This window comes from Amycolatopsis sp. NPDC031561 (assembly GCF_055580625.1).
The window spans coordinates 73671-94531 of record NZ_JBVILA010000005.1 but is presented as its reverse complement, the minus strand read 5'-3'; the positions used below and the strand labels follow the sequence as shown (position 1 = coordinate 94531).

Below are 20861 nucleotides of genomic sequence, written 5' to 3'. Positions count from 1 at the left end.
GTGAGTGCACGGGAATGGATCGGTAAGGACTTCTACCGTGAGCTGGGCGTCTCCTCCGACGCCACCGCGGACGAGATCAAAAAGGCCTATCGCAAGCTGGCCAAGGAGAACCACCCCGACGCCAACGCGGGCAACGCGGAAGCCGAGAAGAAGTTCAAGGCGGTCTCCGAGGCGTACGGCGTCCTGTCCGACACGTCCAAGCGCAAGGAGTACGACGAGGCACGCCGCCTCTTCGGCTCCGGCGGTCCCGGTGGCTTCGGTTTCCCGGGTGGTGGCGGTGGCGCCGGCGGTTTCGACGTCGGCGACATCTTCGGTCAGGCGGGTGGCCAGCAGCAGGCCGGTTTCGGCGGGCTCGGCGACATCCTCGGCGGTCTCTTCGGCCGCCGCGGTGCCGCGGCCGGTGCCACGGCGAACCGGCCGCAACGCGGCGCGGACGTCGAGACCGACGTCCGGATCGACTTCACCGAAGCGGTCAAGGGCGCGACCCTGCCGCTGCGGCTGTCGAGTCCGGCGACCTGTTCCACCTGCGGCGGGAACGGCGCGAAGCCGGGGACCTCCCCGAGGACGTGTTCGACCTGTCAGGGCAGCGGGCTGGTCAGCCGGAGCCAGGGCGCGTTCGCGTTCTCCGAGCCGTGCCGCGACTGCCGCGGCCGCGGCACGATCATCGACGAACCCTGTCCGGAATGCGCGGGCGAGGGTGTCTCCACCCGCACCCGCACCCTGACCGTGCGGATCCCGCCGGGCGTCGCCGACGACCAGCGGATCCGGCTGGCTGGCCAGGGCGAACCGGGCCGCGGTGGCGCGCAGGCGGGCGATCTGTACGTCCGCGTGCACGTCGCACCGCACGCGGTGTTCGGGCGGCAGGACCTCGACCTGACGATCTCCGTGCCGGTGTCCTTCGCGGAACTGGCCCTCGGCGGCACGATCACCGTGCCGACGCTCGAGGGCAAGGTCTCGCTGAAGGTGCCGCAAGGTACGGCGAGCGGTCGCGTGCTTCGCGTGCGTGGCAAGGGAATCGCCAAACGGGACGGCGCGCAGGGCGACCTGCTGGTCACCCTGCAGGCGGCCATCCCGTCCAAGTTGGACGACAAGGCCCGTGAGGCCCTCGAGGCCTACGCGGAAGCCATGTCCGACCACGATCCACGACCGGAGATCACCGAACTTCTCGAAGGCAGGTGAGCAGGATGTTCGGCGGGCTGCCGCACGGCGCGGACGAGGACACCCCGGTGTTCGTCATTTCGGTGGCGGCGCAGCTTTCCGGCCTGCACGCGCAGACCCTCCGGTCCTACGACCGGCAGGGTCTCGTGTCGCCGGGCCGGACCTCCGGTGGTGGACGCCGATACTCCATGCGGGACATCGCGCTGCTGCGTGAAGTGCAGCGACTGTCCCAGGAGGACGGTGTCAATCTCGCGGGCATCAAGCGGATCATCGAGCTGGAGAACCAGGTCGACGCCCTGCGGGACCGGATCGCCGAACTGACCGAAGAACTCACGGCCGCGTACCTCACCGCCGAACAGACGGCCGCGGCCGTGCACGCCTCCTACCGCAAGGACCTCGTCCCGCTGCGGCAGCAGACGGCGCTGGTGGTCTGGAAGCCCAAGCCCAGAAGGATCTGAACCACCGGGCAGGACCCGATTCGGCACCTGGTTCCGGCCAGGTGCCGAATTGCTTTCTTGCCCGCTTCGGCGCGGGAGACAGGACTAACGGGCAGCGTTCTCCGAGTTCGGGCCGACGCTCACCGTCCGTGTGTATCGTCGCGACCGAAAGGGGCGGCGCGGATGACGGCGGCACTGCCTGGGGTGGGATTCGTTCTGCTGGGCCCGATGCGGCTGCGGCGGCCCGATGGCGTGATGGTCCCCGTCGGGACACCCAAACAGCAGGCGATGCTGGCCGCGTTGGCGCTCGCCCCCGGAACGGCGCTGTCCCTGGCCAGACTGACGGACACGTTGTGGGACCAGGACATTCCCGCCCGGTCCGCCTCGATCGTGCGGACCTACGCCTGGCGGCTGAGACGGCTGCTCGCCACCTCCGGAGCCGAAGACGAACTGCTGGTGACGGCGGGCGACGGCTACCGGCTGGTCGTCCCCTCCTCGGCCGTGGACACCTCCCGCGCCGAAGAACTCGGTGCCGTGGCTCAAGAAGCGCTGGCTTCGGGCGACGCGCACCGGGCCAGGCGCGTGCTGTCCGAAGCACTCGGGCTGTGGACCGGTGAGCCGCTCGCCGGGGTGCCGGGACTGTTCGCCGAGCACAGCCGGAGCTGGCTGGACGAGCTGCACACCGCGCTCACCGAGCAGTACCTGGAGGCGGAGCTCCGCCTCGGTCACTACTACGAGGTCCAGCCGCGGCTGACGGCGATGATCGCGGAACACCCGATGCGGGAACGGCTGTACGTCCTGCTGATGCGCGCGCTCCACGGGATGGGCCGCCAGGTCGACGCGTTGCGCGTGTTCCACGACGCTCGCCGGACCCTGGTGGAGGCGCACGGGATCGACCCCGGTGCGGAACTGGTCGAACTCCACGAACGCATCCTCCGCGGGGACGACGTGGCCCCGCGCGCCGAGCCGCCGGTCGTCGTCCCGTCGCCCGCCGAACCGCCCGCGGGCGCCTGGCGACCGATCCCGGCGCAGCTTCCTCCCGATCTGCCGGACTTCACCGGCCGCGCCGATCAGCTCGCCGCGCTGCGGGAGGTGCTGACCGCCGCCGACCGGGCGACGCCCGCGGTGGTGGCGATCACCGGGATGAGCGGGGTCGGCAAGACCAGCCTCGCGGTGCATCTGGCCCACGGACTCCGCGAGCGGTACCCGGACGGCCAGCTGCACGCCGATCTCGGCGATCTCGACCAGGTCGGCGATCCGCTGACCGGCCCGGAGCTGCTGGAAGTGCTGCTCACCGGGCTCGGCGTGCCATCGAACCGGCTGCCCGAGCGACTGGCCGAGCGTCGCGGGTTGTGGCGGTCGCTGGTCGACGGCCGCCGGATGCTCATCGTGCTGGACAACGTCTTCGACGCCGCGCAGATCCGTGACGCGCTGCCCGGTACGCCGGGGTGCGCGGTGCTGATCACCAGCCGCGCGCGGCTGGACGGGCTGCCGCTGCTCACCCAGGTCAGCCTGGAGGTGTTCACCCCGGACGAGGCGCTCGGCCTGGTCCGGCAGTGCGTCGGCGCGCACCGCGTGGCGGCCGAACCGGCAGGCGCGCTCGACCTCGTCACCGCGTGCGGACTGCTCCCGCTGGCCGTGCGGATCGTGGCGTCGCGGCTCGCGGCACGCCCTCACTGGACCCTTGCGTCCATGGTCGAGAGGTTGCGGGACGAACGCCGCCGGATAGCCGAACTGCGGGCGGGGCCGCTCGCCATCGAAGCGGTCTTCGAGGTGGCCTATCGGCAGCTTCCGGAGCCACTCGCCGGAGACTTCGTGCTGCTCGCCACGGTCGCCGGCGCCGAGTTCACGCTGCCGGAAGCGGCGGCGGTCCTCGGCGTGGACCCGGCCGAGGCCGAAGCAAGGCTGGAGGGCCTCGTGGACGCCTCCATCCTGGACGACACCTTCACCGGCAGATTCCGCGTCCACGAGCTCCTGGTCGCCTTCGGCCGCAGTCGTGACCGGGACCCGGCCGACGAGGCCGCCGCTCTCGACCGGTTGTTGTCGCTGCTGGTGGCCACCGCACGCAACGCGTTCGCGCACGCGGTCCCGGGGGATCCGACCGGCGACGTGCTGGGCACGCGGTCGCCCGCGGGCGCGGGACTGCCGATCGCCGACCTGCGGGCGGCCAGGGAGTGGGCGTCGTCGGTGGGGGACACCGTGGTGTCGGCCTGCGCCAGGGGCGTCGAAATCGGCATCGCACCCTTGCTGAGCACCGCTGTCGACCTGCTGATCGCGATGAGCCCGTTCACCGCCGAAGCGGGCGCGAGACGACTGGACGTCGCGGCGGCGAACCTGACGAAGGCGGTGGCCCGGCTCCCCGAGCCGATGGGGCCGGGACGGCGGGAGCATCACCGCACCGTCGGCCGTGCCGAATTCCTGGCCAGCACCGTCGCGTTGCGCACGGCCACCCACGCCGACGTCGAGGCGCACGCGCGACGCGCGGTCGACGCCGCGACGGCGGGCGACGATCCGGTGATCCTCCGGCAGGCGCTCAACAATCTCGGGCTGGCCGCCCAGCTCCGTCACGACTACCAGCTCGCCGTCCGGTGTTTCGATCGCTCCGCCGAGCTGGCGCGGCAGCTCGGCCACGGTTCGGGAGCGGTGACCAGCAGCCTGAACTCCGCGCACGCCATGCTGCGGGGCGGAGACCCCGCGAACGTCCTCGCCGTCTGCGAGTCGGCTCTCGCCCTGGCCAGGGAAATGGGCGACGCGTCGGGGATCGGGTACGCGCTTTACGTGCTCGGCCTCGCGAACCAGGCGCTGGAGCGCCACGAAGCCGCGGCCGAGCGGTTCACCGCCTGCGTGGAGAGCTGCCTGGCGGCGGGAATCCGGGAGCGGGCGGCGCACGCCCTCTACCGGCTCGCCGAAACCCTGCTGGCGCTGGGCCGGGCCGAAGAGGCCATGACAGAGGGGCTGTCGGCCCTTCGGCTCTGCGAAGAAATCGGAACCCGGCGCGACCAGGCCAACGCGCTGCTCGTGCTCGGCAGGGCCCTCGCCGCGCTGGGCAGATCCGCCGACGCCGTGGCACGGCTGGACCAGGCGCATCTGCTCTTCGTCGATCTCGAACTCCCGGAAGCCGATGACGCGATCCGCGCGATCGAGGAACTCACGCGGTGAGTTCTCAGCTCGCCGACGACGGTGGCGGCGTATCCGAGATGGTGTTGTTCCAGGACGGTCCGGGATCGCTCGCGCTCGCCTGAGCGGCAGGGAACCCGGACACCGCCAGCAATACCGCCGTGGCCAGCACGACGACCGTCGCACGCCGAGATCGTCTCCGGCCGCCGTCTTCCAAGATCACGCAGTAGCTCCTTCGCGTCCTCCCCAGGTCCCTTCCACCTTCTCGCGGGTCGATCTACGTCCGATCTACGACCACTGCGAGCGGGCGCAGATCCGCCGTCACGACGATCGGTTGTGCCAACGCGCCACGCCGGTCATCGGTCGTGGCGCAGCCGCACCAGGAAGGAGCAAGTGCATGAACGCGAATCTGGTGACCGCGGAGCAGCTGCTGAAGGTCGAGGCCATCGTGACCGGCCTCCGTGAGCTCGACGCCACCGACGAGGGCCACCAGGCCCTGGTCATGGCCCAGGCGGGCTTCACCCACCCGGACGACCTGTAAGCGCTCCGCAGGCACGGGCCGGGGAGCGATCCCCGGCCCGTGCCTGCGCGGAAGGGGGCCGGATTGCTCACCACCGATGCCATCGGTCTGTTGTTGTCCCGGTTCGCCGAGGTCGGCAGGCGGACCGAGGACTCCTACGGCCCGCACTCGCAGGCGAGGGTGTTCGTCCTCTACGAGGAGCTGATCGCGTTGCGGACGGTGCTGACCGCGGACCCGGGCGAGGAGCGGGTCGCCACCCGGATCCGCGAGCTGAGTGCGCTGATCGGCCAGGCCTATCTCTCCTCCGCGGGCGCCGCGCCGCCTCCCCGGCGAACGGTGCTCTCGGCGGATCCACCGTTGCTGGAGTTCGACCGCGAACTGTTCGAGGAGCGCTATCGTTCCGTCTGCGACGCCGTCCTCGCGGACACGATCGAGCTGCGCGATCCGGTGGAACCGTTGCGGCACTTGACTTCTGGCATCTCTTACATGTTCGTCATCGACGAAGACGAGCGGCTGCTGGTCTGGACGCGGCCGTTCGAACTGGTCGATCTGATCTTCGGCCGCAACCGCGCCAGCGTGGACGGTGTCCCGGTCGCGCATCCGATGCTGGTCCCCGATCGCCTGCTCGCCCGCGCGGCGGGCGAAATCGTGCTCATCGGCGCGGACCGGGTCGCGATGGTCGTCGCCAACACCAAGTCCGGGCACTTCCAGCCGCCCCTGCAGTCGGTCGCGGTGGTGCGGGAGACCTTCCGAAGGGTCTTCGGGCTGACCGAGCGGGACGTCGACGTCTTCCACCTCTTCCCGCCTGCCTCGCCGGACGAAAGGACGGGCCGATGACCCGGATCGTGGGTGTCGAGCACGAAAGCAAATGGGCACTCGACCACGCCGACGCCCTCGCGGATCCGTTGCGGTGGCTCGATTCCCCCGCCGTCCGCGAGAACCTCACCGGGCTCACCGAGACGGTGGTCGCGACCCAGAGCATCCTGTACCTCGACGACGCCGAGCGCAGCCTCACCGGCGACGGACACTCGTTGCGCATCGCCGCGAACCAGGGCGCGCTGGCCGGGATCGGCTGGATCGGGATCAAGCAGACCATCGACTGGGAGGGCCGCCGGGACGCGCTGGAGATCTCCGAGCGGATCGACCCCGGCGAGCTGACGGCGGTGCTGACCGCCGGGGAGGTCCTGCCGCTGCGCCATCTCCGGAACCTCGGACTGGTGCGAGGGCCGCTGGAGACGGTGGGGATCACCAGCCAGCGGCGGATCAAGCGCTTCGGCACGCTCGCCGGCGGCCACCCGTGCGTGTTCAGTGTCGATCTCGTCGAGTTCCGGCGGCCGGACGGGGAGATCACGCCGATCGGCCGGTACGCCTGCCTGGAGGCCGAAGTCAACCAGTCCTCGTTGCCGTGCCTGGAGGCCTTCGACGAGTTCTGCGGGGCCGTCGACGGATGGCTCGGCTCGCCGCGGGAGTCGCGGACCAAGGCGCAGCTGGCGGTCGCCGTGGCGGACGCGGCGCGGCTTCCACGATGACGGCGGTCGCCGGCGCCGAGGTCAAGGAGCGGCTCGGGCGGCCGTTCTGGTGGCTGTGGGCCGGGCAGTCGTTGTCCGGGCTCGGCGGCACGGCGCAGTCGCTGGCCATGCCGCTGTGGGTGCTGCAGGTGACCGGTTCCGCGAGCCTGACCGGCGGCGCGTTCGTCGCCGGCCTGCTGCCCAGGATCGTGTTCTCGCCGTGGGCCGGGGTGCTGGCCGACCGGTTCGACCGGCGCGGACTGTCCATCGTGCTCAATCTCCTCGCTGGTGCGGTCACCCTCGTGCTGCTGCTCGTGGTGGAACTGCGGAACATCCCCCTGTACTACGTGCTGACCGTGTTGCTCGGCACGGTCAGCACGCTCAACTCGGCGGTGCTGCCCAGCCTCACGCCCGCCTTGGTGCCCGCATCGCGCCTGGCCGCCGCCGACGCCGCGCAAGAGGTGACCAACGGCGCGATCCTCGCTCTTGGCCCGTTGCTGGGGGCGGTCGTCGCGGTCGGGCTCGGCTTTTCCGGTGCGGTGGCGGCGAACGCGGCCAGTTTCGTGCTCGCCGCGCTGCTCACCTTGCCGATACCGCGTCAACAGCCCGCCGCACGGGGCAGGAGCAGCCCGCTCGCCATGCTGCGTGACGGCGTGCGTGCCCTGACCGGCGACCGTCTACTTCGGACGGCCGTGCTGGCCGAGGCGTCGCTTTTCGCCTGCCTCGGTGCCGTTCCGCAGTTCGCGGTGGTGCTGGTGGGCGCGGACGGCCGGACCGCGCAGGCGGGGTTGTTCGCCTCCGCGATGGGCGTCGGGTGGCTGACGATGTCGGCGTCGGTGGCCAAACGGCGGGGCGCGCTCAACCCGGCCGTGATGGTGACCGTGGGCGCCGCGCTGGCCGCGCCGGTCATCGGCCTCGTGGTCCTGTGCGCGCACGCCTCGCCGGTCTGGGTCTTTCTCGCCGGATTCGTGGCCGGGGCGCACAACCTGCTGTTCGCGATGCCCAACACGCTGCTGTGCCAGCGACACGCGGATCCGGCCGCGCTCGGCCGGGTGCTGGCGTTCCGGCGGTCCTTCGTCGTCGCGGCCCAATGCGTTTCCCTTGCCCTGGTCACCTTTCTGGCGCCCATCTGGGGAGTGGGGCCGGTGCTCGCCGTCGCCGGGATCGCCGCCACGGTCATCGCCCTGCCGACGGCCGTCTTCGCGGCGCGACTGGCCCGGAACCTGCCGAAGGCGGTGACGGCGTGAGTCCCACATCCGACGCGGCCATCGTCGATCTCCCTTACGGATACCTGGCCGATCCAGAAGGTCTCGAAGGCCTGGCCGCGCTGGCGGCGCGGTGGATCGCGGCCACCCCGGGCGGTTCGCTGCGGGAGGAACTGGGCTGGCACACCCGGCACCGGCTCGAAGCGCACGTTTCCTCGTTCTCCTACTGGACGGCTATGGGTGACCTGGGCAGGCTGGCCGGGCACTACGAGTCCCGCTTCGGCGGACCGGCCACCCGGCAGCTGACCGGATTGCGCGAGGCACAGACGCGGTTGCTGCGGAGCCGTTCGGGGAACCTCTATCTGCGGATGCTCGACACGATCGAGACGGCGGCTTCCGGAAAAGTCCACTGTGGACCATTGGGCGACGCCGAATCGATGGCGCGGGTCTCGGCCGAGGACGTCAAGGAGTACCTGGATCGCTGCCGGGAGACGGGCATCGACGTCCACTACGCGAGTGGCTCACCCCTCGGCGCGGTCACCCACCGGAGCGATGCCGCGAACCCTTGGCACGGTGGCCTGGTCACCGCGCCGGTACCCGGGGAGACCAGCGCCAGGGTCGCGGTCCGGCTGCCGCTGCGGGCGGACACGCTGCCGGACGGCGCGTTGCCGCTGCTGGTCGAGTCGCTGGGGACGGGAGCCGAGGGCCGGTTGATCCGGCTGCTGCGCGGGGAGCGCGGTCTCGCCTACGGAGTCGCCGCGCTGAGCTGGGACGAAGGCGCCGGAGGGGCGAGCGTGGGCGGTTACGCGCTCGTGGATCCCGGGCGCGTGGCCGAAACCGCGACGCTCCTGCTCGACGTGGTGCGCGAAGCGCTGTGCCAGCCGCCTTCCGCCGAACTGGCCGACGCGGCGGTGCGCTGCCGCACGTTGCTGCTCGTCCAAGCCGACGAGCCGTTCGGCGCGGTGGCCGACCGGCGACGTCGGGCACGGGGCGAAATCCCGCTGGGACGGCTCGCCGAAGCGGTGGCGGAACGTGCGGAGGAAGGTCTCGACTTCGGCGTTCCCGACCCGGCTCCGCCCGCCGTCGCGGTCACCGGAGAAGTGCGCCCGGATCAGCTTTCCCGGCTGGAGTCCCTGACATGACCATGCCCGAAGAGACCGTGGTTTCCGGGCTCCGCGTCCGGCTGCTCCCGGTGCCCGGCGCGCATACCGTCGGCGCCTGCCTGCGGGTTTCCGCCGGATCCAGTGCGGATCCCCCGTTCCCCTGGGGGACGGCCCATCTGACCGAGCACCTCCGGATCGCCGCCGCGCTCGACGGCGGTTCCCGGTCGCACCTCACCGGCCACACGGGCAACGCGGAGACCCGGTTCACCGTGGCCGCGGTGCCCGAACACGGCGACCGGGTCGTCCGGACGCTGGTCCGGCTGCTCGACCCGGCGCGGTCCGGCGCCGCCGCACTCGAAGCCGAACGGCACGCGGTGGCACTGGAAATGCGCGCCGGGGCGGTCAATCCGTTGGTACTGCTCGGTCCGGCCGCCGCCGAAGCCGCCGTACCCGAGGGACGGGCGGCCGATACCGCCCGCGCCGACGGGGAAAGCCTCGACCGGATCACCCTCGACGACGTCGCCAGGTTCACCGCCGGGCACTATCGGCCCGAAAACGCGGTGCTGGTCCTCGCGGCGCCTTCGGTGGACCGGGAACGAGTACTGGACGTCATCGCCTCCGCCCTGCCGTCACCGAGCGCGCCGGTGACGCCCGGGAATGGCGGCGCGGAAAGGCTTCCGCTCGTCCTTCCGTCCGATGTGGACGGACTGACGGTACTCACCCTGCCGTCCGCCGTCAGCGACCTCGTGGGCCGCTCGGCCGTCCGGGCCCTGACGTCACGATCCGGTCCACTCGCGACGCGGACCGCCCGTGCCGGATTCCCGTTGGTGGGTTCCACCGTCATCACCGCCGAGGAACACGAGGTCACCGTGCTGTGCTGGCGTGACGAACGATCGGATCGACGGCTGCGGGACGCGCTGACGAGCGCCTTCGCGGCCGAGGACGAAGGCGTCGCGGCCTGGCAAGGCGCCGACCGGCGGGAGTACCAGGAACGGGCGTTCGCGGGCGTTTCGCCGCTCGGCCGGGCTCAGCTGGCCTTGGTGCCGCCGTCACCGGTGCCCGGCGCGGGAACGATGCCCGGGGAGTTGCGCCGGGCGGCGGGATCGGCGCGCCTGTGGCGGATGCGCGCCGGAGTACTGCACGCCGAAGACCTTCCGGAGGAGCATCGTGATCAGCAGTTCTGAACTCGTCGACCTGCCCGAGGATCTCTACCGCGATCCGTATGCCGTGCTGGCCGGACTCCGGGAACGGGGACCGGTGCATCACGTCCGGTGGCCGGGTGGCGGCGACGTTTGGCTCGTCGTCGGCTACGACGAGGCCTTCGCCGCGCTGGCGGAGCCGACCCTGATCAAGAACTGGCTGCGCGCCACCGGCCGGATCGGACCCGGCGCGATCGGGGCCAACATGATCTCCAGCGATCCGCCGGACCACACCCGGCTGCGCAGGCTGGTCTCACGGTCGTTCACCGCCCGCCGGGTCGCCGCGCTGATCCCGCGCGTCGAAGCGATCGCCGTCGAACTCGTCGACCGGATGGCCGCCGCCGGCGGCCCGCGCGATCTGATCGCCGAGTTCGCCTTTCCGCTGCCCGTCTCGGTCATCTCCGAACTGCTCGGAGTGCCGTTCCTGGACAGGGCGGAGTTCTCCGCGTTGTGCGGCCGGATCATGGCCTCCGCCGGGGACGCCTCCGCGGGCCCGATCGACGTCGACGAGATCAACCGGTACTTCGACGGCCTGATCGAGCGGAAACGGGCCGACCCGGGCGAAGACCTGCTCAGCGCGCTGATCCGGACCACCGACGAGGACGCCGACCGGTTGAGCCAGGCCGAACTCCGGGCCACGACCTTCCTGCTCCTGGTGGCGGGACACGTCACCAGCACGAACCTGATCGCCAACGGTGTCCTCGCGCTGCTCGACCACCCGGATCAGCTCGCGGCGTTGCGCGCGGACTGGGACCTGCTGCCTCGCGCCGTCGAGGAGATCCTGCGCTACGACGGACCGCAGCCGTTCTCGACCCGCAGGTTCACCACCACACACTGGCCGGTGGGCGAATCGGGAACGGTGATCCCGCCCGGGGAGACGGTGATGATCGCCCTCGCCGCGGTGGGTCGCGATCCGGAACGCTTCCCTCGGCCCGGCGGCTTCGACATCCACCGCGCCGCGACCGGCCATCTCGCGTTCGGCCACGGCATCCACTACTGCCTCGGCGCGCCGCTGGCCCGGATCCAGGTGAGCACCGCGCTCCGGGTGCTGCTGACCCGGTTCCCGGATCTCGCCCTGGCGTCCGGTCAGGACCGCTCCTGGCGACGAACGCTGATCTCGCGCGGTGTCACCGAACTTCCCGTTCTGCTCGGCTGAGAGCGACGGCCTCGTGAGTGGTAAGGACGGTTAGAGCGGACCGGTATTTGCCTACCTACGTGTGACCAGGGTGAAGGTGGGGTGCGGTAGTCGAGGGGCCCGCTCCGTTCTCGGAGTTTGATGACACCGGGGTTTCACCGCGACAGGGTTCGGGTGTGGAGGATTTGGGACGTTGAGTGTCCTGATTCCTTCATCGTCGAGGGGGGTCGGTCCGGTCTGGGTGCTTGATCGACGGAGGATCGGGGACGCTCAATGTCCCCGATCCTCCGTTGATCAAGACCGTGCCATCCCCGTGACCTCGCGGACGGCAGCCGTGTGGGGAAGATTTAGGACGTTCACCGTCCCAAATCTTCCCCGCTCACCCAGGATCCAGTGGGTAGACAAATACGGATCCACCAGAACCGCCCTTACCACTCACGAGATGGACCGAAGGTTCACTGGCCGGGGACCAGGGTGCGGATCTGCTGGACTTCGCCGGTACGCGAGTCCATGATCCGCTGTGCCAGCGCCTTCGACTCCGGGTTCTTGCCGTCCTTCAGCTCGGTCCTCGCCAGCGCGACCCCGTTGTGCTGGTGCGCGACGAAGATGTCGGCGAAGTCGAGGGTGAACTCCTGGCCGTCCTTTTTGGACAGTGCCTCGAGCAGTCCCTTGTCCGTGAGCCCGTCGCCACCGTGATGGTGGTGCGCGTGCGGATCCATCGAGCCCGTCTCGGGTTTGCCCCAGGCCTTCAGCCAGTTCCGCATGTCGGTGCTCTCGGTCTGCTGCGTCGCCTCGATGGCGGCCGCGAGATTCTTGAGCTCCTCCTTCTGCGCCTGTTTGGCGGGCACCAGCTTGACGATCTCCACGCCCTGGCTGTTGTGGGCGAGCATCATCTGCAGGAACATCACGTCGGCGTCGTTGTACTCCGCGGACGCCGGGGCGCCCGTGGCCGACTGAGGAACCGGGGAGATCGGGGCGCCGGCGGTGTTGGGTGAGCCATCGCCGGCCCCGCAGCCCACGAGGGCCACGAGACCGGCGACGAGAACGAGGGCGAGCTTCACTGCCGTGTCCTTACTGCCGAGACCACAGCGCCGGGGTGTTCGGGGGTTCCCAGCCCTGGATCGCCGTGTGTGCCAGCTGGCAGCGGTAGCTCGCGCCGCCGTAGGTCACCGTGCTGCCGACCGCGTAAGCCGTTCCGGTCGCCCAGGTGCCGCCGGCGGGCGGGTTGCTGGTGCTGGTCGGGGGGTTCGACGTCGACGGCGGGTTGCTGGTGGTCGGCGGGTTGCTGGTGCTGGTGGGCGGGTTGCCGCCGCCGATCTGCAGGTCGATGCAGCTGTAGAAGGCCATCGGCGTGTCCGCGATGTTCCAGATGGCGAGCACCTTCTGACGGCCGCTGAAGCCGTTCAAGCTCACCGTGTGGGACGTCGGGTCCTTCGGCGCGGAGTTGTTCCCGCTGATGTCGGCGATCTTGGTGCCGCCGATGTAGTACTCGTAGTTCGTGGTCCGGTGGTAGGCGGTGAACTTCCAGTTGAAGGTCACGCTGTTGCCGACCGACGCGGCGGGCCACGGCTTCGAATCGTCGTTGAGCTGCGCGAACCCCGGGAGGCCGCCGTTACAGCTGCGTAGCCCCTTGGGGCCCTCGACACTCTGGGGTTCGTAGACGATGCTGCCGCAGCCCGAAACCTTGCCCTGGGCGCAGTTCGCCTGGCGGCTGGGCGGGGTCAGCACGTAGCCGTGCGCGCTGGCCACCTGCGGGATGGCCACGATGGCGATCGGGGCGAGGATCGCACCGGCGGCGGCTGCCACGAGTTTGCGTTTGACGGTCATGCCGGCTCCTGGGGTGGAACGACGGTGTTCCCGTGAGGGGGAGCAATGTGGTCTAGACCATAAATCCGACGGTGACCGTGGTCAATGATTCACAGACCTACTGCTGCATAGAGCCCAGGTAGAACAGCCGAACGGCCTAATACGAACGAACCACTGGATCAGTCCAGGGTGAAGGGGTCGTACTTGATCCGCGCCAGGTCCGTGCCGGCGGCGAGCAGTTTCGCGATCGTCGCGCGGATCATCGACGGTGACCCGGCGACGTACACGTCGCGGTCCTTCCAGTCGCCGCGCTGCGTGACCGCCGTGGCGAGCGTGCCGCGGTCACCGCCGGTGATGGTGCCTTCCTCGGTCACCGGCGTCACCGTCAGCCAAGGGCAGGTGACGGTCAGCCCGCGGAGCTCGTCGAGGGCGTAGAGGTCTTCCGGCCTCCGGCCGCCGAAGAACAGGTGTACCGGCGGGTTGTGCCGCCAGCGTGACATGTCGTCGATCAGGGCGAGCAGTGGCGCGATCCCGGTACCGCCGCCGATCATCAGCAGCGGACGGCTTTCCGTGTGGTGCACCGAAAGCGCGCCGAGCGAGGGGCCGAGGCGCCAGACGTCGCCGAACCGGGTGTGGTGGGCGATCGCGCGCGAGACCCAGCCGCCGCGCACGGCGTGCACGTGGAACTCCATCGTCCCGTCGTCGTGCGGCGCGGTGGCGGGTGAGAAGTACCGCCACATCCGGGGCCTCTGGGGGACCTCGACGCTGACGTAACCGCCGGCGCGGTACGGGAGCGGCTGATCCGTGCGCACCTTGATGATGGCGACGTCGCGGGACGCGAGACGGTGTTCGATGACCGTCGCCTTCCACCACGCGGGCCCGATCTCCTTGCCCGCGGCTTCGCGCATGCTCTTCGAAATGACGCCGTACGCGGTGACCCAGGCGTCTTCCACCTCCGGCGTCCAGTCGTCCTTCAAGAACCTTTTCAGCGCGGCGATGAGCGCGACGCCGACAGCGTCGTAGTGGCGGCCGAGGACGTCGAACTTCCGGTGATCCCGGCCGAGCTGGGCGAGGAAAGTGGTCAGTTCGTCGGGCCGGTCCACCATCTGTACGACGTAGACGAGGGCGCGCAGTAAACGATTTCGTTGCGTGGCCATGTTGATCGGGAACAATGCCCTGGCATCCGGCGAAACGGAGAAGAGTACCCCGTAGAAGTACTGGGACAGCTCTTCGGCTCTCGTTTCGACGGAGGCGAAACTTTCCCGGATGAGCTTCGCCATCTGGACGGTCTTGTCCGCGGCGGGTGCTTCGACCAGAGGCGGGACGGGAACCGGTGAAGATCTCGACGAACTCGGTGGATGTTCGTATTTCACTGTTTCTGCTGTCATGGGTGAACGATGTTCTCCTGTTTGATCGGGCATATTCTCCAGACCCGATGTCGTGATGGTGCTCTTGTTCCCCTGAAGGTTCTCGACTGTAGGCCCGAAAGTCGTAAAAGGATCCGCGAATGGATGTTTCCCGCTCGAACGGACCAAGCGATATACGCGCCGTCAACGCCATCTGGCACTAAGTAAAGGTGATCATGCGCGGGCGCTTTTTGTTGCTCACCAGTGGTTTTTCGCCAGTTCGCGGCGAAACATGATCCGCCGATCGGGTGGCGTTCTTTCCGCGATTAGCCGGTTACGTAACGGTGCGCCGGTTTTTGCTGATCTCCATTGTGGAGTCGCATTCACCGGGGTCTAGTCGATGGTGAAGGGGTCGTACGTGATCTGGTCGAGTGCGCTGCCCGCGACCAGCATCCGGGACACCGTCGCGCGGATCATCGTCGGCGAACCGGAGACGAGGATCCGGTGGCCCGGCCAGGATCCGTTCTGGGTGACGGCTTCCGCGAGGGTGCCCTGGACGCAACCGGGCGCTTCCTCGCCGCGCTCGACCACCGGGGTCACGGTGAGCCAGGGGTTGGTGGCAGCGAGGGCGCGCAACTCGTCGAGGTCGTACAGGTCCTCACGCGACGGTCCACCGTAGAACAGCTGGACCTTGGGATTCTCGCCCCACTGCGCGAGGTCGTCCAAAATGGCGCGCAACGGCGCGACGCCGGTGCCGCCCGCGATCATCAGGACGGGGCGGCCGTCGGCGCGGTCGATCGAAAGCCTGCCCAGCGGCGGACCCAGTCGCCAGACGTCGCCCGGCTGTGTGTGACTCACGATCGCGCGGGACACCCAGCCACCGTCGACGGCGCGCACGTGGAACTCGATGCCGCCGTCCTCGCGCGGCGCGTTCGCCGGCGACAGATAGCGCCAGAGCCTCGGCCGCTGCGGGACTTCGACACTCATGTACTGCCCAGGCTGGTACGGCACCGGGAATTCGGGCTGGACGCGGACCAGGGCGAGATCCCAGGTGAGCCGCCGGTGTTCGAGCACGGTGGCCGACCACGACGCCGGGTTGACGTCGGCCGCGGCGGCCTCCTGCATCGCCCTGGCGACGATGGTGAACGCCTCCGCCCAGGCCCGTTCGACCTCCGGTGTCCAGTCCGGACCGAGGTGGTTCTTGAGCGAGGCGAGCAGCGCGGTGCCGACGGCCTCGTAATGCCGCGGGATGACGCCGAACTTGCGGTGGTCGCGGCCGAGCTGCGTCAGGAACGGCACGAGGTCGTCCGGCCGGTCGACCATCTGCACGATGTGGACCAGCGCCCGCACCAGCCTGCCGCGCTGGACCTCCATGTTGATCGGGAAGAAGTCCCGGGTCGCGGGCGCGAGGGTGAACAGCATCCCGTAGAAGAACTGGGAGATCTCCGGGATGAAGGGTTCCGACTTCGCCCACGTGTCACGGATGAGCCGCACCATCGCGGTGACCGCGGGCGGGGCTTCCCTCGGCGCCGAGGACCGGGGGACCGGGCTGACCGCGTCGGCCGTCACGGGCTGGGAGTCGCTGATCGGGAAGTGCATACCGGAAGGGGAATCCGACGGTTCACGGACGAGGGACCACCGGAGAAGGATTCACGGATCATTCACCTCTCCGGTCAGTGGCTGTCGGCCGGTCGGCTGGTTCCGGCTCGCTCGCGAGACTAGCTGTCGAGAGACCTTTTGCCTGCATCGTTGCTCCGGACGGGTGTACTCGAATCCGGGTCGCAGTGGGCGATCTCACGAGGTAAATAGTTGCCTTACGCAAGTGTCGCCGAATAAAGTTGTACTGTACAAGTAGCTGGGAGGCAACGATGAGCTCCGCCGACGACGCCAGGGTCGAACTGATGCGTGAGCTGAAGGCCGCCTCCCAGCTGCAGCACGCTTGGATCATGCAGGCCTGGCAGGACGACCCCGGTCTGCATCCGGCGGCCGCGATGCTGCTGTCCGACCTCGCGAAGCACGGCGAAGCGCGCCCCTCGGAACTGGCCAAACGGCGCTTTGTGGACCTTTCCGTCGTGAGCCGACAAATCTCCCAGCTGTCCGCCGCGGGCATGGTCGACCGCCGACCCGCGCCCGAGGACGGCCGCGCGTCGATCATCAGCATCTCCGAACAGGGCCACGAGGAACTGGGCCGACGGCGGGCCGGTTATCTGAAGTTCATGGAGCGCGCGCTCGGTGATTGGGACGAGGAGAAGGTCCTCGAACTGACCACGCGCCTGGCGGAGATGAACGCCGACGTTCGCGCCGTCCTGTCGGTACGGACTTGCGACGTTTGAGAGCGGCCGTTGCTACCCGTCGGTCTTGACTGAACGGACCTTTCGTAGCGCTGTGGCGCCGGTAGCGTCGAAGTTGTGCGGAGCAGGGTCGCGTTGCTGGTCGCTTTGGGAATCGACAACTTCGGCTCGGGACTCTTCCTCCCGCTGGGCCTCGTCTTCGTCATCCGTGTGGTGGGTCTTCCGCTCGCCCAAGCGGGGGCGGCCGTCACCCTCGGTGCGCTGGCCGGGCTCCTCGTCCCCGTGTTCGCGGGGCGGTTCGTGGATCTTTTCGGCCCGCGGACGGTGATGATCTGCTCCCACCTCCTCCAGGCCGCCGGGGTGGGCGCGTTCCTGCTGGCCGGCGGTTTCACCGGGGTCGTCGGCGCGTCGGTCATGCTCGCGGCCGGGCAGCAGTTGTTCTACAGCTCGCAGTTCTCGCTCATCGCGGACGTCGCGGGCGAAGGGCCGAAGGACCGGCCGTTCGCCGAAGCCGCGATGGTGCGCTCCGCCGGCTTCGGGCTCGGCGGGCTCGCGGCCGCCGGGTTGCTGGTGTGGGTCGGGCGTGAGGGCCTCTATGTCGCCGTCATCCTCGACGTCTTCACGTTCGTCGTCGCCGCGGCGATCCTCGCGACGCTGGTGCCGCCGGTCCAGCGTCGCGTGCGACGGCTTTCGAACCCCGCCCGTGTTTGGCGAAATCGCCCCTACCTGGCGCTGATCGTGTTCAGCGGGCTCTTCGCGCTCACGATGGACTTCTTCCTCATCGGAATGCCGGTGTACGTCTTCAACGCGCTGCAGGGTCCTGGCTGGCTTCCCGGCGCGATCATCGCGCTGCTCACCGTCGTCACCAGTCTGGGTGGTGTCGCCGGGTTGCGGCTCACCCGGAGGCTGACCCGGATCGCCGCGATGCGCGCGGGCTCGGCACTGTTCGCGGTGTGGTGCCTGGCGTGCCTCGCGGTGGTGCTCGTACCGAAGGTCTTCCAGCCGGTTTACCTGCTCGGCGCGACCCTCGTGCTGGCCGCGGGCGATCTCGCGTTCGGCCCGCGGTCCGGGGCGCTGGCGGAAGCCGCGGCGCCACCCGAGGCGCGAGGCCGCTACTTGGCGGCCTTCCAATACGCGTTCACCCTCGCCGCGGTGATCGCTCCGGCCGTCGTCGCGCTGTTCTCCGTGGCAGTCTGGATCCCGTGGGTGCTCGTCGCCGCGTGCGCCTGCGCGGCCGTCGTCGGCCTCGGCCGGGTGGGCCCGCGGTTGCCCGCGGAAGCCGTCTCGCCGACCGGAGTTCGACCGATTCAGAGTTGAGCGGAACAGACTCAACTTTTCTGACGTTGTACCTGTCGACAGACTTGGAAAACAGCTAGTACGAGGTGAGGGATGGACGCTTTCAACCCGACCACGAAGACCCAGCAGGCGATCTCGTCGGCGGCACAGGCGGCAACGATGGCGGGGAACCCGCACGTGGCGGCCGCGCATCTGCTCGGCGCCCTGCTGGCGCAGGGTGAGGGGCTCACCGCACCGCTGCTGACCGCGGTCGGGGCCGACCCCGCGCAGGTGCACAAGGAGCTGGAGCCGCTGATCGCGGCGCTGCCGTCGGCGACCGGCGCCACCGTGTCGAGCCCGCAGTTCGACGCGCACGCGGTCAAGGCGCTGACGCACGCGCAGAAGCTCGCGACCGAACTCGGCGACGAGTACGTCTCGACGGAGCACCTTCTCGTCGGCCTCGCCACCGAAGGCGGCCCGGTGGCCGACCTGCTCAAACGGCACGGCGCCACCCCGGACGCGCTGCGCGAGGCGTTCGCCAAGGTGCGCGGTTCCGCGCGGATCACCAGCGCGGATCCGGAGAGCACGTTCAAGGCGCTGGAGAAGTACGGCGTCGACCTGACCGAGCGCGCCCGCGCCGGCGAGCTGGACCCGGTGATCGGCCGCGACACCGAGATCCGCCGCGTGGTGCAGGTGCTCTCACGCCGGACCAAGAACAACCCGGTGCTCATCGGCGAGCCCGGCGTCGGCAAGACCGCCATCGTCGAGGGGCTCGCCCAGCGGATCATCGCCGGTGACGTGCCGGAGTCGCTGCGGGGCAAGCGCGTCGTGGCGCTGGACCTTGGCTCGATGGTCGCGGGCGCCAAGTTCCGCGGTGAGTTCGAAGAGCGGCTGAAGGCCGTGCTCAAGGAGATCACCGACTCCGCGGGCGAGGTCGTCACCTTCATCGACGAACTGCACACCATCGTCGGCGCGGGCGCGACCGGCGAAGGCGCGATGGACGCGGGCAACATGATCAAGCCGATGCTCGCCCGCGGCGAGCTGCGGATGGTCGGCGCGACCACGCTCGACGAGTACCGCCAGCACATCGAGAAGGACGCCGCGCTGGAGCGGCGCTTCCAGCAGGTGCTGGTCGGCGAACCGTCCACAGAGGACACGATCGGCATCCTGCGCGGGCTCAAGGAGCGGTACGAGGTGCACCACGGGGTGCGCATCACCGACGCCGCGCTGGTCGCCGCCGCGACGCTGTCCGACCGTTACATCACCGCCCGGTTCCTGCCGGACAAGGCGATCGACCTGGTCGACGAGGCCGCGTCGAAGCTCCGCATGGAGATCGACTCGCGGCCCGTCGAGATCGACGAGGTCGAGCGCGCCGTGCGGCGGATGGAGATCGAAGAGATGGCCTTGTCCAAAGAGGACGACGCCCCCTCGAAGGACCGGCTCGCCGTGCTGCGCTCGGAGCTGGCGGAGAAGCGGGAGACGCTGACGGCGCTGACAGCGCGTTGGCAGAACGAGAAGGGCTCGATCGAGCGCGTCCGCGATCTCAAGGGGCAGCTGGAGCAGCTGCGCGGCGAGTCCGAACGCGCCGAACGCGACGGCGACCTCGGCAAGGCCGCCGAACTCCGCTACGGCCGGATCCCCGCGCTGGAGAAGGAGTTCGAGGCCGCGACGGCCGCCAGCGAGGTCAGCCAGCAGAACGTCATGCTCAAGGAAGAGGTCGGCGCGGACGACGTCGCCGACGTGGTCAGCGCGTGGACCGGCATCCCGGCGGGACGGCTGCTGGAGGGCGAGACGGGCAAACTGCTCCGGATGGAGGAGGAGATCGGCAGGCGGGTCGTCGGGCAGAAGGAGGCCGTGCAGGTCGTCTCGGACGCGGTGCGCCGCACCAGGGCGGGCGTCGCGGACCCCGACCGGCCGACCGGTTCGTTCCTGTTCCTCGGCCCGACCGGGGTCGGCAAGACCGAGCTGGCGAAGGCGCTGGCGGAGTTCCTGTTCGACGACGAACGCGCGATGCTGCGGATCGACATGAGCGAGTACGCCGAGAAGCATTCGGTGGCGCGCCTGGTCGGGGCGCCGCCGGGGTACGTCGGCTACGACCAGGGCGGGCAGCTGACCGAGTCCGTGCGCAGGCGGCCGTACTCGGTGGTGCTGCTGGACGAGGTCGAGAAGGCACACCCGGACGTGTTCGACGTGCTCCTTCAGGTGCTCGACGACGGACGGCTCACCGACGGCCAGGGCCGCACGGTGGACTTCCGCAACACCATCCTGGTGCTGACCTCGAACCTCGGTTCGCAGGCCATCGCCGATCCGGCGCTCGACGAGCGGCAGCGCAACGACGCGGTGATGTCGGTGGTGCAGCGGCAGTTCAAACCGGAGTTCCTGAACCGGCTGGACGACATCGTGGTCTTCCACGCGCTCGGCACCGACGAGCTGACGTCCATTGTGGACATCCAGATCGACAGGCTCGCCTCGCGGCTGTCGCGGCGCCGCCTGACGCTGGACGTCACCGCCGGGGCGCGCGAGTGGCTCGCGCTGAACGGCTTCGACCCGATCTACGGCGCGCGGCCGCTGCGGCGGCTGGTGCAGTCGGCGATCGGCGACAAGCTGGCGAAACAGTTGCTGGGCGGTGAGGTCCGGGACGGCGACACGGTCCGGGTCGACATTCCGGCCCAGGAGGCGTCGGAAGCGCTGACGGTCACCCGGGTGGACTGACCGCGATCTCGTGAGTGGCAAGGACGGTTCTAACCGTCCTTGCCACTCA

General features: G+C 69.7%; 18 protein-coding genes. 13 read left to right on the top strand and 5 right to left on the bottom strand.

All coding sequences use genetic code 11. The features are described from left to right. The 3 genes from dnaJ (at position 1) to ACZ5IK_RS14415 (ending at position 4754) form a co-directional block, all read left to right on the top strand. Positions 1-1179 (top strand): molecular chaperone DnaJ, encoded by a 1179-nt coding sequence (gene dnaJ / locus ACZ5IK_RS14425; protein ID WP_465488098.1) that lies wholly within the window; start codon positions 1-3, stop codon positions 1177-1179. A 5-nt stretch (positions 1180-1184) separates the two neighbouring features. Next, positions 1185-1616 (top strand): heat shock protein transcriptional repressor HspR, encoded by a 432-nt coding sequence (locus ACZ5IK_RS14420; protein WP_101611386.1) that lies wholly within the window; start codon positions 1185-1187, stop codon positions 1614-1616. A 162-nt stretch (positions 1617-1778) separates the two neighbouring features. Next, entirely contained in the window at positions 1779-4754 is a 2976-nt protein-coding gene (locus ACZ5IK_RS14415; RefSeq protein ID WP_465488097.1) for an AfsR/SARP family transcriptional regulator, read from the top strand. Positions 4755-4758: 4 nt separating this feature from the next. On the opposite strand, the gene ACZ5IK_RS14410 is transcribed toward ACZ5IK_RS14415, so the two are convergent. Next, positions 4759-4935 carry a hypothetical protein gene (locus ACZ5IK_RS14410; protein WP_465488096.1) on the bottom strand — a complete coding sequence of 59 codons (177 nt, stop codon included), beginning with the start codon at positions 4933-4935 and terminating at the stop codon, positions 4759-4761. A 174-nt stretch (positions 4936-5109) separates the two neighbouring features. Here ACZ5IK_RS14410 and ACZ5IK_RS14405 point away from each other — a divergent pair, with 174 nt between their 5' ends. The 7 genes from ACZ5IK_RS14405 to ACZ5IK_RS14375 all read left to right on the top strand — a co-directional run bounded on the left by ACZ5IK_RS14405 (position 5110) and on the right by ACZ5IK_RS14375 (position 11403). Continuing rightward, positions 5110-5253, top strand: coding sequence for a hypothetical protein (locus tag ACZ5IK_RS14405; protein WP_158255745.1), 144 nt, complete (start codon positions 5110-5112; stop codon positions 5251-5253). 63 nt (positions 5254-5316) lie between these two features. After that, a complete protein-coding gene (locus tag ACZ5IK_RS14400) occupies positions 5317-6069 on the top strand; it encodes a hypothetical protein (protein ID WP_465488095.1) in 753 nt (250 codons plus the stop codon). Further along, entirely contained in the window at positions 6066-6761 is a 696-nt protein-coding gene (locus tag ACZ5IK_RS14395) for a hypothetical protein (protein WP_465488094.1), read from the top strand. The genes ACZ5IK_RS14400 and ACZ5IK_RS14395 overlap by 4 nt, the downstream gene beginning before the upstream one ends. After that, the gene (locus ACZ5IK_RS14390) at positions 6758-7987 is read left to right on the top strand and encodes an MFS transporter (RefSeq protein WP_465488093.1); all 1230 of its coding nucleotides are present in this window, start codon (positions 6758-6760) and stop codon (positions 7985-7987) included. The genes ACZ5IK_RS14395 and ACZ5IK_RS14390 overlap by 4 nt, the downstream gene beginning before the upstream one ends. Then, on the top strand, positions 7984-9087 hold the full coding sequence (locus ACZ5IK_RS14385; protein ID WP_465488092.1) for an insulinase family protein: 1104 nt from the start codon (positions 7984-7986) through the stop codon (positions 9085-9087). Before ACZ5IK_RS14390 ends, ACZ5IK_RS14385 begins: the two co-directional genes overlap by 4 nt. Next, on the top strand, positions 9084-10232 hold the full coding sequence (locus ACZ5IK_RS14380; RefSeq protein ID WP_465488091.1) for a peptidase M16 family protein: 1149 nt from the start codon (positions 9084-9086) through the stop codon (positions 10230-10232). The genes ACZ5IK_RS14385 and ACZ5IK_RS14380 overlap by 4 nt, the downstream gene beginning before the upstream one ends. Then, entirely contained in the window at positions 10216-11403 is a 1188-nt protein-coding gene (locus ACZ5IK_RS14375) for a cytochrome P450 family protein (RefSeq protein WP_465488090.1), read from the top strand. Before ACZ5IK_RS14380 ends, ACZ5IK_RS14375 begins: the two co-directional genes overlap by 17 nt. A 434-nt stretch (positions 11404-11837) precedes the next feature. Here ACZ5IK_RS14375 and ACZ5IK_RS14370 read toward each other — a convergent pair whose 3' ends face one another. From ACZ5IK_RS14370 to ACZ5IK_RS14355, 4 genes are all read right to left on the bottom strand, one after another. Further along, on the bottom strand, positions 11838-12443 hold the full coding sequence (locus ACZ5IK_RS14370) for a DUF305 domain-containing protein (protein ID WP_101611380.1): 606 nt from the start codon (positions 12441-12443) through the stop codon (positions 11838-11840). Positions 12444-12453: 10 nt separating this feature from the next. After that, positions 12454-13209 carry a lytic polysaccharide monooxygenase gene (locus tag ACZ5IK_RS14365; protein ID WP_465488089.1) on the bottom strand — a complete coding sequence of 252 codons (756 nt, stop codon included), beginning with the start codon at positions 13207-13209 and terminating at the stop codon, positions 12454-12456. 158 nt (positions 13210-13367) lie between these two features. Next, positions 13368-14468, bottom strand: a complete 1101-nt coding sequence (locus ACZ5IK_RS14360) for a globin domain-containing protein (RefSeq protein ID WP_465488321.1) — start codon at positions 14466-14468, stop codon at positions 13368-13370. Positions 14469-14927: 459 nt separating this feature from the next. Next, positions 14928-16133, bottom strand: a complete 1206-nt coding sequence (locus ACZ5IK_RS14355; RefSeq protein WP_410662683.1) for a globin domain-containing protein — start codon at positions 16131-16133, stop codon at positions 14928-14930. A 269-nt stretch (positions 16134-16402) separates the two neighbouring features. Between ACZ5IK_RS14355 and ACZ5IK_RS14350 the strand changes: the two genes are divergently transcribed. From ACZ5IK_RS14350 to clpB, 3 genes are all read left to right on the top strand, one after another. Then, entirely contained in the window at positions 16403-16867 is a 465-nt protein-coding gene (locus tag ACZ5IK_RS14350; RefSeq protein WP_101611378.1) for a MarR family winged helix-turn-helix transcriptional regulator, read from the top strand. A 75-nt stretch (positions 16868-16942) separates the two neighbouring features. Then, complete coding sequence (locus tag ACZ5IK_RS14345) at positions 16943-18142, top strand: MFS transporter (RefSeq protein ID WP_465488088.1); 1200 nt, start codon at positions 16943-16945, stop codon at positions 18140-18142. 72 nt (positions 18143-18214) lie between these two features. Continuing rightward, a complete protein-coding gene (gene clpB / locus ACZ5IK_RS14340; RefSeq protein WP_465488087.1) occupies positions 18215-20812 on the top strand; it encodes an ATP-dependent chaperone ClpB in 2598 nt (865 codons plus the stop codon). The last annotated feature ends 49 nt before the right edge of the window (positions 20813-20861 follow it).

Excerpts from the sequence above, each read along its gene's own strand:
- ACZ5IK_RS14420 (WP_101611386.1), top strand. The coding sequence starts at position 1,185 with ATGTTCGGCGGGCTGCCGCACGGCGCGGACGAGGACACCCCGGTGTTC.
- ACZ5IK_RS14415 (WP_465488097.1), top strand. The coding sequence starts at position 1,779 with ATGACGGCGGCACTGCCTGGGGTGGGATTCGTTCTGCTGGGCCCGATG.
- ACZ5IK_RS14405 (WP_158255745.1), top strand. The coding sequence starts at position 5,110 with ATGAACGCGAATCTGGTGACCGCGGAGCAGCTGCTGAAGGTCGAGGCC.
- ACZ5IK_RS14395 (WP_465488094.1), top strand. The coding sequence starts at position 6,066 with ATGACCCGGATCGTGGGTGTCGAGCACGAAAGCAAATGGGCACTCGAC.
- ACZ5IK_RS14390 (WP_465488093.1), top strand. The coding sequence starts at position 6,758 with ATGACGGCGGTCGCCGGCGCCGAGGTCAAGGAGCGGCTCGGGCGGCCG.
- ACZ5IK_RS14380 (WP_465488091.1), top strand. The coding sequence starts at position 9,084 with ATGACCATGCCCGAAGAGACCGTGGTTTCCGGGCTCCGCGTCCGGCTG.
- ACZ5IK_RS14365 (WP_465488089.1), bottom strand. The coding sequence starts at position 13,209 with ATGACCGTCAAACGCAAACTCGTGGCAGCCGCCGCCGGTGCGATCCTC.
- ACZ5IK_RS14360 (WP_465488321.1), bottom strand. The coding sequence starts at position 14,468 with ATGGCGAAGCTCATCCGGGAAAGTTTCGCCTCCGTCGAAACGAGAGCC.
- ACZ5IK_RS14355 (WP_410662683.1), bottom strand. The coding sequence starts at position 16,133 with ATGCACTTCCCGATCAGCGACTCCCAGCCCGTGACGGCCGACGCGGTC.
- ACZ5IK_RS14350 (WP_101611378.1), top strand. The coding sequence starts at position 16,403 with ATGAGCTCCGCCGACGACGCCAGGGTCGAACTGATGCGTGAGCTGAAG.
- clpB (WP_465488087.1), top strand. The coding sequence starts at position 18,215 with ATGGACGCTTTCAACCCGACCACGAAGACCCAGCAGGCGATCTCGTCG.